Genomic DNA, 11,458 nt, shown 5'->3' with positions numbered 1-11,458 from the left:
ATGGCCGCTCGTGCCATGAACCCTGTCCAATCGATCCATTCACTCTCCGACGCCGCCCCCCGGCCCTACTGGCTCGACGACCCCTCCCGGCCCGAGGCGCTCCCCGCCCTCGTCGGCGACGAGCACTGCGATCTGCTCGTCGTCGGCGGCGGCTACTCCGGCCTGTGGACCGCGCTCCTGGCCAAGGAGCGCGACCCCGCCCGTGACGTCGTCCTCATCGAGGCCCAGGAGGTCGGCTGGGCCGCCTCCGGCCGCAACGGCGGCTTCTGCTCCTCGTCCCTCACCCACGGCTGGGCCAACGGCCTCTCCCGCTGGCCCGGTGAGCTCACCACCCTGGAGCGGCTCGGCCGCCGCAACCTCGACGCGATCGAGGCCGCCGTCGCCCGCTACGGCATCGACTGCGACTTCGAGCGCACCGGCGAGATCGACATCGCCACCGCCCCGCACCAGGTCACCGAATTGCGGGAGGCCGCCGAGGAGGTCGCGGCCCTCGGCCTGCCCGACTACGAGTACCTCGACCGGGACGCCCTGCGCGCCGAGGTCGACTCCCCGACCTTCCTCGCCGGGCTCTGGGACCGCACGGGCGTCGCCATGGTGCACCCCGCCAAGCTCGCCTGGGGCCTCAAGCGCGCCTGCCTGGAGCTCGGTGTGCGGATCCACGAGCACACCCCGGGCACCGAGCTGTCCTCGCGCGGCCCCGGCGTCGCCGTCCGCACGCCCTACGGCCGGGTCTTCGCCCGCCACGCCGCGCTCGGCACCAACGCCTTCCCCTCACTGGTCAGGCGCGTACGCCCGTACATCGCCCCGGTCTACGACTACGCGCTGATGACCGAGCCGCTCACCGCCGAGCAGCGCGCCGCCATCGGCTGGAAGGGACGGCAGGGGCTCGGCGACGCCGCCAACCACTTCCACTACTTCCGGATCACGCCCGACCACCGCATCCTGTGGGGCGGCTACGACATCGTCCACCACTACGGGGGCGGCGTCCGGTCCGAGTACGACCACCACCCGGCGACGTACCGGAAGCTCGCCGAGCACTTCTTCCGCTGCTTCCCCCAGCTCGAAGGGGTCCGCTTCACCCACAACTGGGGCGGCGCCATCGACACCTGCGCGCGCTTCTCGGCGTTCTTCGGCACCGCGCACGGCGGGCGGGTCGCCTACGCGCTCGGCTACACCGGGCTCGGCGTCGGCGCGAGCCGCTTCGGCGCGGACGTCATGCTCGACCTGCTCGGCGGGGAACGCACCGAGCGCACCGAGCTGGAGATGGTCCGCAGCAAGCCGCTGCCGTTCCCGCCGGAGCCGGTGCGCTCCCTGGGCATCGGCATCACCCAGTGGTCGATGACCCGGGCCGACGAGAACGGCGGCCGCCGCAACCTCTGGCTCAAGGCGATGGACAAGGTCGGCCTCGGCTTCGACAGCTGACACGTCCTCCCGTACGGGAACGCGCCGGAGTGCGTCGCCGCCGCTCCCGTGCGACCCGATGAGAGCCTCGTGCCCCCGAAACCCGCGTAATGATTCGCTCCTGGCGGCCTCTCATCCGTGAACGCTGAGCAAGCGGACACGGAATCGGAGGCACGCGCATGAGTGACGACGCGGGGACCAGGAGCGCGGTGGAGTGGCTGTCCTCGGCCGCGCCGGACCCGCACACCTGCCGGTGGGAGTGGGAGCGCAACCCCTTGGGGGTGGCGCTCCTGCCCGCCGGGCGGGTGTGGGACGTGCTGATCCTTCCCAGCTGTCTGGGCCATCCGACCCTCGAGGTCCTCTGCGGCTGCACCGACCGGATCGGGCCGGTCCTCGCCGACTTCGGCGACAGCCGCATGGGCTTCTTCGTGCCCCCGGGCACCGCCGCCGGCTGGCTCGCCACCGGCGTCCGCGGTGCCGGGCCAGGCACCTGGATCGTCGTCCCGCATCCCGGCCGCCCGGCGTCCGGGGTGCGCTGGATCGTGCCGCCCGACGGCCGGGGCACGCTCACGGACCCGGCGGCGCTGGAGCTGTCGATGCACGAGGCGGCCGTGACCCTCGCCCAGGAGAACCGCCCGGCGCCGGGCGAGTGAGCACCAGCGCCAGGGCCCACAGCACCACCCCGGACAGGCACCAGCCGCCCAGCACGTCCAGCGGCCAGTGGTAGCCCCGCCGGACCAGCCCGACGCCCACACCCACGTTGAGCAGCGCGTACCCGGCCGCCGCGATCCCCACGAGCGGCCGGCGCGGCACGCCCGACCGGGGGAGCAGCAGGAGCAGCACCGCCGCGCCGTAGGCGACCGCCGCGGTGGCCGTGTGACCCGAGGGGAAGAAGCCGTCGTGCGCGCCCGTCATCGCGGGCGGCCCGGGCCGGTCGATCCAGGACTTGAGCGGGACCACCAGGGCGGGCACGGCCGCCATCGCGAGCGCCGCGCCGAGCGCGGGCAGCCAGCGGCGGCGGGCGCGGGAGCGCAGCACCGAGGCGAGCACGGCGGCGGCCAGGACGGGCACCGCGACGGTCGCGTTGCCGAGGTCGGAGAGCAACTGCGCGAGGCCGCCCGGGAACGCCGAGCCCGCCACCGCGCGGCCGAGCCGCTCGTCGAGGGCGCGCAGCGGTCCGTGCGCGGCGACCTGCCAGGTGAGGAGTGCGAGGAGCGTCACGCACAGCGCCGGGAAGAGCCCGCGGGGCGCGCGACGGCAAGCCGGCGGCCCCGGAACAGGGGGGGAAGTTCCGGGGCCGCCGTGGGGACCGGGGTGCCGCGCGCCCCGGGGGGTATGGGGCGGGCGGCCATCCGATCGGTGAGGATGTCCGGAGCCGGAGGCTCCAGTGGTGTGCGCGAAGGCACGACCGGGCCGGAACTGGGGATGTACCGGCGCGGCGGTGTCCGCAGTCCCCTGCGGACGGGGTGTTGCATTCATCTGCAGAAACCGTACGGCAGGTCGGGCGCGCCGGACAGCCGGCTCACCCGTCCACCACCCGGCCCGCACAGGTTCTTCACCGCGCACCCGCCATTACGGGCGGTTACGGACGGGCGAACCGGTTACAGCCGGGCGAACTCGGCCTCAAGGATGTCCAGGCCCTCGTTCAGCAGGTCGTCGCCGATGACCAGCGGCGGCAGGAAGCGCAGCACATTGCCGTACGTACCGCAGGTGAGGACGATCAGGCCCTCCGCGTGGCAGGCCTTCGCCAGCGCGCCGGCGGCCGCCGCGTTCGGGGTCTTGGTGCCGGACTCCACCAGCTCGATCGCGATCATCGCGCCGCGGCCGCGGATGTCGCCGATGATGTCGAACTTCTCCTGCATGGCGGCGAGGCGGCCCTTCATGACCTCCTCGATGTGCTTGGCCTTGGCGTTGAGGTCCAGCTCGCGCATGGTCTCGATCGCGCCGAGCGCGGCCGCGCACGCGACGGGGTTGCCGCCGTAGGTGCCGCCGAGGCCGCCCGCGTGCGCGGCGTCCATGATCTCCGCGCGGCCGGTGACCGCGGCGAGCGGCATGCCGCCCGCGATGCCCTTGGCCGTCGTGATCAGGTCCGGGACGACGCCCTCGTCCTCGCACGCGAACCACTGGCCCGTACGGCAGAAGCCGGACTGGATCTCGTCCGCGACGAAGACGATGCCGTTGTCCTTGGCGAACTGCGCGATCGCCGGGAGGAAGCCCTTGGCCGGCTCGATGAAGCCGCCCTCGCCGAGCACCGGCTCGATGATGATCGCGGCGACGTTCTCCGCGCCGATCTGCTTGGTGATCTGGTCGATGGCCTGGGCCGACGCCTCGGCGCCGCAGTTCTCCGGGCCGGTCGGCCAGCGGTAGCCGTACGCCACCGGCACACGGTAGACCTCGGGCGCGAACGGGCCGAAGCCGTGCTTGTACGGCATGTTCTTGGCGGTGAGCGCCATCGTCAGGTTCGTCCGGCCGTGGTAGCCGTGGTCGAAGACGACGACCGCCTGGCGCTTGGTGTGCGCGCGGGCGATCTTCACCGCGTTCTCGACGGCCTCGGCGCCCGAGTTGAACAGCGCGGACTTCTTGGCGTGGTCGCCCGGGGTCAGCTCGGCGAGCTGCTCACAGACCTCCACATAGCCCTCGTACGGGGTGACCATGAAACAGGTGTGGGTGAAGTCGGCCAGCTGGGCGGCCGCGCGGCGCACGACGGCCTCCGCGCTGGAGCCCACCGACGTCACGGCGATGCCCGAGCCGAAGTCGATGAGGGAGTTGCCGTCGACGTCCTCGATCACACCGCCGCCGGCGCGCACGGTGAACACCGGCAGCACCGAACCCACGCCACCGGCCACGGTCTGGAGCCGGCGGGCCTGAAGCTCAAGGGACTTCGGGCCGGGGATCGCGGTGACGACGCGGCGCTCCTGGGGGAGGGACGGGCCTCCGGTCAGTTCGGTCATGAGTGGGCTCCAGGGGGAGATCGCGGACTTTAGTTCGCAGGCTAGGTGCGCGCGGCGGGCTCGGGCATGTTCCGTTCGGGAGAAGTGCGCGCGCCGCCTTGTCCGTACCGGACATGGCGGGCCCGACGCCATTACATTGAGCGGCGGCGCGCAGCGCGACAGCGGACCCGACGGCTGGTGGGGGCAAGGGGCATCGATGGACACCGAGGGCGCATACGACTCTCCCGGCACACGAGAAGCCGGGACCCCCTACGGCGGGACGGCGCTGCCGCACCAGGCGGGCCCGCCGCCCGCCGCGCCGCCGGCCCCACCCGCCGCGCCGCCCCCACCGCTCGCCGTGCCGCGGCCCGACCGCGCCCCGGACGTCCACGACCGGGGCGACCGGTCGTCCTTCCTCACCTGGCTGCGCGCCCCCCGCCCGGCCGTCGCCCCCGGCGTCTGGGCCTACGGACACCGGCCCAAGCCACCCGAGGAGCCCGACCGGATCCCCGGCCGGCAGCTGCTCAGCGGCGCCCTCCTCGCGCTCCTGTGCGGCTGGCTGCTGGGCTCGCTGCTGTGGAACGGCTACCTCGGCTCGTACTGGCTCTGGCCCCTGTCGGTCCTGACCCCCGACTCCTGGCACCAGGGCATGACCGCCGTCTGGACGGTCTACACCTACTACGCCCTCTGGCTGGGCGCGCTCCTCGTCGTCTTCGGCCGCCTCGGCCGCTGGCCGCAGGTCTGGCGCCGATTCGCCGCGCCCGTGCTGCGCCGTCTGTGGGACGACGGCGGCGCCACCCCGGCCGCCACCCACGGCCACGGCGCCACCGCCGGCCAGGACCCCGCCGACTGGCCGCGGCTGCGCGAGGCCGGTGTCCACGACGCCGCCGACCGGCTGGCCGCCGAGGCGCGGTCCGGGCTGATGAACGACGTCGACCACGCCCGGATCGAGCGCGCCTGGCAGTCCGTACGGACCCGGCCCGGCCGGCTCGCCTCCTTCACCGAGACCGTGCTCCGGCACGGCGCCGCCGCCTGCGCGCACCCCTCGGGCGCCCGCGACCTGCCCGTCCGCACCGCCCGGCACGACCTCCTCACCCGGCAGGTGCGGCTCGGCACCGCCGCCGACGACGCGCGCAACCCCTACGAGCACCGCGGCGCCGGGTTCGCCCTCGACCCGGCCCTGCTGGGCACCTCCCTGCTCGCCGTCGGGCCGGCGGGGTGCGGGAAGACGGACCGGCTGGTGCGGCCCGTACTGGAGTCGCTGTGCCTCCAGGCGCTCGCCGGGCGCGCCGCCGTCGTCGCCGTCGGGGCGGCCGGCGCCCGCCTCGCGCCCGACGAGGCGTTCGACATCGTGGTGAGGATCGGACGGCCCGACTCCGACTACGACCTCGACCTGTACGGCGGCACCGACGACCCCGACGAGGCCGCCGCGGTCCTCGCCGAGGGGCTCGTCGGCGACGTCACCGCCGCCCTCCCCGGCGAGGGCGGCCGCCGGGCGGCGACCGCGCTGGCCCAGATCCTCGGCCCGTACCGCGAGGTCCACGGCCGCTTCCCGTCCGTACCCGAGCTGCGCGAACTCCTCGACGGCTCGGCCGCCGCCGTCGCCGTGCTGCGCGACGCCCTCACGGCCGGCGGCCACGACGCCCTCGCCCGGGAGCTCGACGCGCGCGAACGGCAGGCCCACCGCCCCGGCGACGCCGGACCCCTGCTCGCCGACCGGCTCGCCCTCCTCGACCGGCCCGCCTTCGCCCGCTTCTTCGACACCACGCGCCCCGGCCGCACCTTCTCGCTGCGCACCCTCGAACACCCGCTGCGGGTGCGGATCGACCTGCCCGAGCGCGGCCACGCCGAGGCGTCGCGGATGCTGGCCCGACTCGTCCTCGCGCAGTTCACCGAGTGCGCGGTCGCCCGCGCCGACCGCTCGCTGTTCGCCTGCCTCGTCCTGGACGACGCCACGCACGCCGTCACCCCCGAGACCGTGCGCGGCCTCGGGCGGCTGCGCTCGGCCAACGCCGGCGCGGTGCTCACCCTCCGTACGCTCGACGACGTACCCGACGCGCTGCGCAGCGCGCTGCTGGGTTCCGTCGGCTGCCGGATGGCGTTCTCCGGGGTCACCACCTGGGACGGCGCGCGCTTCGCGGAGGTCTGGGGCAAGGAGTGGGTGGAGACCCGCGACATCACCGACCGGCAGGTCATCGCGCACGAGCCGCTCACCCGGGCCTCGCACATCGTGCGCCGGCTGGTCACGGGCCGCGCGGTCACCGCCCAGTCCGTGACCGTCCGCAAGGTCGAGCGGGAGCGCTGGTCCGCCTCGGAACTGGCGCACGCGGTGCCCGCCGGGCACGCGGTGCTGTCCGTGACGTCCGTACGGGGCGCCAGCGCGCCGCCCGTGCTCGTCGACCTCCTGGGGTGAGGGCGCGCGGAGTGCGACGTTCACGTGCCCGGCGAATCCTCCACTGAGGCAGAATCGGGAGCAGCCGTTCATACGGGACGGCGCAGTCGCCTCGACGCTCCTCCGAAGGTGCCATGCCTCCCACGCTCGCCTCACTCGTCCATCACTCCGCGCTGAAGCTCGCCGTGCTCGCGGGGGAGGACCGGCTGGACACGCCCATCCGCTGGGCGCACGTCAGCGAGCTGGTCGATCCCGTGCCCTGGATGGACGGCGGGGAGCTCCTCCTGATCACCGCGATGAAGATCGACGCGGAGGATCCGCGGGAGATGCGGGCGTATGTGCGCAGGCTGGTCCGCGCCGGGGTCGTGGGGCTCGGCTTCGCCGTCGGCGTCAACTACGAGCAGGTGCCGCGGGCCCTGGTCGAGGCGGCCGAGCAGGAGGGGCTGCCGCTGCTCGAAGTGCCGCGCCGCACGCCCTTCCTCGCCATCAGCAAGGCCGTCTCGGCGGCCATCGCCGCCGACCAGTACCGCGCGGTCACCGCAGGCTTCGAGGCCCAGCGCGAGCTGACGCGGGCCGCGGTCGGCGCGGAGGGGCCCGCCGCGCTGCTGGCCCGGCTGGCCGCCCACCTCGACGGCTGGGCCGCGCTGTACGACGCGTCGGGCGCGGTCGTCGCCGCGGCACCCGACTGGGCCGCGCGCCGCGCCGCCCGGCTGACCCGGGACGTCGAACGGCTGCGGGAACGGCCCGCGCCCGCTACCGCGGTCGTCGGCGACGACCCCGCCGACGAGGGCGCCGACCGGGTCGAGCTCCAGTCCCTCGGCTCCGGGCGCCGCGCCCGCGGCGTCCTCGCCGTCGGCACGGGCGCCCCGCTGGGCACCGCCGAGCGCTACGCCGTGCAGTCCGCGATCGCGCTGCTCACCCTCACCACCGAGCGCTCCCGCGCCCTCCAGGACGCCGAGCAGCGGCTGGGGGCGGCGGTGCTGCGGATGCTCCTCGCGGGCGAGCCGGACCACGCGCGGGCCGTCGCCGGCGATCTCTACGGCGGGCTGCTGGACGCGCCCTTCCGGATGCTGGTCGCCGAGGCGGTGACCGACGGGGCGGCTGCCGACGGTGAGGGCGGCACGGAGCCGCAGGGCGAGCCCGGCGCCGCTCCCGATCCGCTCGGGGTGCTCGCCGACGCGGTGGAGACCGCGGCGGGCCGGGTGGCGGAGGCGGTGCTGGTCGTCCCCGACGGCGAGCGGCTCATCGTCCTCGCGCCGGACGGCGGCGCGGCGGTCGCGGCCTGCGCGGCGCACGCCGGGGCGATAGAGGCCCGCCGCGGCACCAAGTCCCGGCCGCGGGACCGCAGCGCCGCCGCGCCCGCCTGCGACCTCGTCGTCGGCCTGTCGGCACCCGCCGGCCCGATCGCCGCCGCGGCCGCCTACCGCCAGGCCGAACAGGCCCTGTCGGTGGCCCGCCGGCGCGGCCGGGTCCTCGTCGAACACGAGGAGGTCGCGGCGGGCTCCGTCCTCCCGCTCCTCGCCGACGACGCCGTACGCGCCTTCGCGGACGGCCTGCTCCGCGCCCTGTACGAACACGACGCCACCGGCCGCGGCGACCTCGTCGCCTCCCTCCGCGCCTGGCTCTCCCGCCACGGCCAGTGGGACGCGGCGGCGGCGGATCTGGGCGTCCACCGGCATACGCTGCGCTATCGCATGCGGCGGGTGGAGGAGATTTTGGGGCGTTCCTTGGACGACCCCGATGTCCGCATGGAGTTGTGGCTGGCCTTGAAGACGACATCGGCTGCGGGCACGGACTAGCCGTTTCCTGGGGCTCCGCCCCGGACCCCGGTCCTCAAGCGCCGGACGGGCTGGATTGGGCCGGCCTGATCAAGCCCGTCTGGGGGCGACTCCCAGCGGTAGCTGGGGGAGATCGAGGACACCGCGCGCAGCGCGGTACGGGGGGCTGGGGGCGAAGTCCCCGGTGGGGCCGGCAGCACACCCAACCCCGCCATAGCGGCGCGCCCGCCGGCCCCCACGCTCCACCACGGACAATCGGCCCCCGGCGCCCCCGCGCCTACCGTGGGGAAGCCAAAATCATCAACACCCCCCGGGAGGGAAAAACCGTGACTGCTCCCCACGCGTTCTGGCTGGCCGGCCGCGAGGCCACCGGCGAGGAGACCTTCGATGTCACGAACTCCTGGGACGGCCGTCTCGTCGGGACCGTGAGCGTGCCCACCGAGGCGCAGGTCGAGGAGGCCGTCGCCGCCGCGCACGCCGTCCGGGACGAGTTCGCGGCCACGCCCGCGCACGTCCGCACCGCCGCCCTGGACCACGTCGCCAAGCGGCTCACCGAGCGCACCGAGGAGATCGCCCAGCTGATCTCCGCCGAGAACGGCAAGCCCATCAAGTGGGCCCGCGGCGAGGTCGGCCGCGCCGTCTCCGTCTTCCGCTGGGCCGCCGAGGAGGCCCGCCGGTTCAACGCCGGTGACGCCCAGCGCCTGGACACCGACGCCGGCGGCACCGGCCGCCTCGCGCTGACGCGCCGCTTCCCCCGCGGCACCGTCCTCGGCATCGCGCCCTTCAACTTCCCGCTCAACCTGAGCGCCCACAAGGTCGCCCCGGCCATCGCCGTCGGCGCCCCGATCATCCTCAAGCCCGCCCCGGCGACCCCCATCTCGTCCCTGATCCTGGGCGAGATCCTCGCCGAGACGGACCTGCCGGCCGGTTCGTGGAGCGTGCTGCCCGTACCGAACGACCGGATGCCCGCCCTCGTCCAGGACGAGCGCCTCCCGGTGATCTCCTTCACCGGCTCCGGCCCGGTCGGCTGGTCGATCCTCGACTCCGCGCCGCGCAAGCACGTCACCCTGGAGCTCGGCGGCAACGGCGCGGCCGTCGTCCTGGCCGACTGGTCCTCCGAGGAGGACCTGGACTGGGCGGCGCAGCGCATCGCCACCTTCTCCAACTACCAGGGCGGCCAGTCCTGCATCTCCGTGCAGCGCGTCATCGCCGACGCCTCGCTGTACGAGCGGCTCGTGCCGAAGGTCGTCGCGGCCGTCGAGGCGCAGGTGACGGGCGACCCGTCCGACGCCGCCACCGACGTCGGCCCGCTGGTCAGCGAGGACGCCGCCAAGCGCGTCGAGTCCTGGGTCGACGAGGCCGTACAGGCCGGTGCCACGCTGCTCGCCGGCGGCAAGCGCGAGGGCGCCACGTACGCCCCGACCGTGCTCGCGGACGTCCCCGCCGACGTGACGATCGCCTGCGAGGAGGTCTTCGGGCCGGTCCTCACCCTCACCCGCGCCGACGGTGAGCAGGCCGCGTTCGACGCCGTCAACGACTCCCCGTACGGCCTCCAGGCGGGCGTCTTCACGCACGACCTGCAGACCGCCTTCCGCGCGCACCGCGCGCTGGAGACCGGCGGCGTCATCATCGGCGATGTGCCGTCCTACCGCGCCGACCAGATGCCCTACGGCGGCGCCAAGCAGTCCGGCGTGGGCCGTGAGGGCGTCCGCTACGCGATGGACGACTACACCTACGAGCGGGTGCTGGTCCTGACGGGCCTCGCCCTGTAGGCGATACGGACACGGCCGAACGGCCGGGGCGCGCCCGCACGGGCGCACCCCGGCCGTTCGCGTATCCCCGGAACCCGATGGCCCGATCCTTGCGCGTCGTGGCAGTCGGGCCACTCGTCGGCGGCCGGTTTCTCCACCAGGCTGGAGCCATCGCACACAGCCCGATCCGCAAGGAGCGAACCACCATGGCCGACACCACCGCCCCCGCCCGCATGCGCGCCGTCCGCCAGGAGACCGCCGGCGGCCCCGAGGTGCTGGAGCTGGTCGAGACCGACCGTCCCGAGCCGGGCGCGACCGAGATCCTGGTGCGGGTCCGCGCCGCCGGAGTCAACCCGGTCGACTGGAAGACCCGCTCGCGCGGCCGCTTCTACTCCGGCCACACCACCCCCTTCACCGTCGGCTTCGACGTCTCCGGCGTGGTCGAGGCCGTCGGCGACGGCGTGACCCTCTACGCCCCCGGCGACGAGGTCTACGGCATGCCCCGCTTCCCGCACCCGGCGGGCGCCTACGCCGAGTACGTCACCGCCCCCACCCGGCACTTCGCTCCCAAGCCGCAGGGACTCGACCACGTCCAGGCCGCCGCCCTGCCGCTCGCCGCGCTCACCGCCTGGCAGGCCCTCGTCGACACCGCCGACGTCCGCGAGGGTCAGCGCGTCCTGATCCACGCGGCGGCGGGCGGCGTCGGCCATCTGGCCGTCCAGATCGCCAAGGCCCGCGGCGCGTACGTCATCGGCACGGCCAGCACCCCCAAGCACGAGTTCCTGCGCGGCCTGGGCGCCGACGAGCTCATCGACTACCAGCAGGCCGACTTCGCCGAGGTGGTCGGCGACGTCGACGTCGTCCTGGAGTCCATCAGCGGCGACTACCCCGCCCGATCCCTGCGCACCATGCGCCCCGGCGGCACCCTCGTGTCCCTGCTGCCCCTGGAGCAGTCCGTGCTCGCCGAGGCCCGCGAGCGCGGCGTCCGCGCCGCCCGCCTGCTGGTCGAGCCCGACCTCGCCGGACTGCGGGGCATCACCGAGCTGGTCGAGTCCGGCCGGCTGCGCACCGAGATCGCCGCCGTGCTGCCCCTGGCCGAGGCCGCCAAGGCCCATGAGCTGGGCGAGACGGGCCGCACCTCCGGAAAGATCGTCCTGACGGTCGGCGACTGACGACGGCCGGACGCGTCCCCCGGTGGGCCGGATC

General features: G+C 74.8%; 8 protein-coding genes. 6 read left to right on the top strand and 2 right to left on the bottom strand.

Annotated elements, in window-relative coordinates; genetic code table 11:
• Together ACZ303_RS09450 and ACZ303_RS09445 are read left to right on the top strand one after the other, a co-directional pair.
• Positions 1–1,422: an NAD(P)/FAD-dependent oxidoreductase gene (locus tag ACZ303_RS09450; RefSeq protein WP_467336822.1), complete on the top strand. Its 1,422-nt coding sequence runs from the start codon at positions 1–3 to the stop codon at positions 1,420–1,422.
• Between the two features lie 158 nt (positions 1,423–1,580).
• Complete coding sequence (locus tag ACZ303_RS09445; RefSeq protein WP_467336820.1) at positions 1,581–2,054, top strand: hypothetical protein; 474 nt, start codon at positions 1,581–1,583, stop codon at positions 2,052–2,054.
• On the opposite strand, the gene ACZ303_RS09440 is transcribed toward ACZ303_RS09445, so the two are convergent.
• Both ACZ303_RS09440 and gabT read right to left on the bottom strand, forming a co-directional pair.
• Entirely contained in the window at positions 1,969–2,622 is a 654-nt protein-coding gene (locus ACZ303_RS09440; protein ID WP_467336818.1) for a phosphatase PAP2 family protein, read from the bottom strand. The genes ACZ303_RS09445 and ACZ303_RS09440 overlap by 86 nt on opposite strands.
• 380 nt (positions 2,623–3,002) lie before the next feature.
• Positions 3,003–4,352 (bottom strand): 4-aminobutyrate--2-oxoglutarate transaminase, encoded by a 1,350-nt coding sequence (gabT, locus tag ACZ303_RS09435; RefSeq protein ID WP_467336816.1) that lies wholly within the window; start codon positions 4,350–4,352, stop codon positions 3,003–3,005.
• Between the two features lie 196 nt (positions 4,353–4,548).
• Between gabT and ACZ303_RS09430 the strand changes: the two genes are divergently transcribed.
• The 4 genes from ACZ303_RS09430 (at position 4,549) to ACZ303_RS09415 (ending at position 11,424) form a co-directional block, all read left to right on the top strand.
• A complete protein-coding gene (locus ACZ303_RS09430) occupies positions 4,549–6,744 on the top strand; it encodes an ATP-binding protein (protein WP_467336814.1) in 2,196 nt (731 codons plus the stop codon).
• 113 nt (positions 6,745–6,857) lie between these two features.
• On the top strand, positions 6,858–8,522 hold the full coding sequence (locus ACZ303_RS09425) for a PucR family transcriptional regulator (RefSeq protein ID WP_467336812.1): 1,665 nt from the start codon (positions 6,858–6,860) through the stop codon (positions 8,520–8,522).
• 305 nt (positions 8,523–8,827) lie between these two features.
• Positions 8,828–10,273, top strand: coding sequence for an aldehyde dehydrogenase family protein (locus tag ACZ303_RS09420; protein ID WP_467336810.1), 1,446 nt, complete (start codon positions 8,828–8,830; stop codon positions 10,271–10,273).
• A 185-nt stretch (positions 10,274–10,458) separates the two neighbouring features.
• Positions 10,459–11,424 carry an NADP-dependent oxidoreductase gene (locus tag ACZ303_RS09415; RefSeq protein ID WP_467336808.1) on the top strand — a complete coding sequence of 322 codons (966 nt, stop codon included), beginning with the start codon at positions 10,459–10,461 and terminating at the stop codon, positions 11,422–11,424.
• The last annotated feature ends 34 nt before the right edge of the window (positions 11,425–11,458 follow it).

This window comes from Streptomyces sp. NPDC023527, from assembly GCF_055560115.1.
Note: the sequence above shows the minus strand (reverse complement) of the source record. Positions and strands in the feature narration are given on the sequence as shown.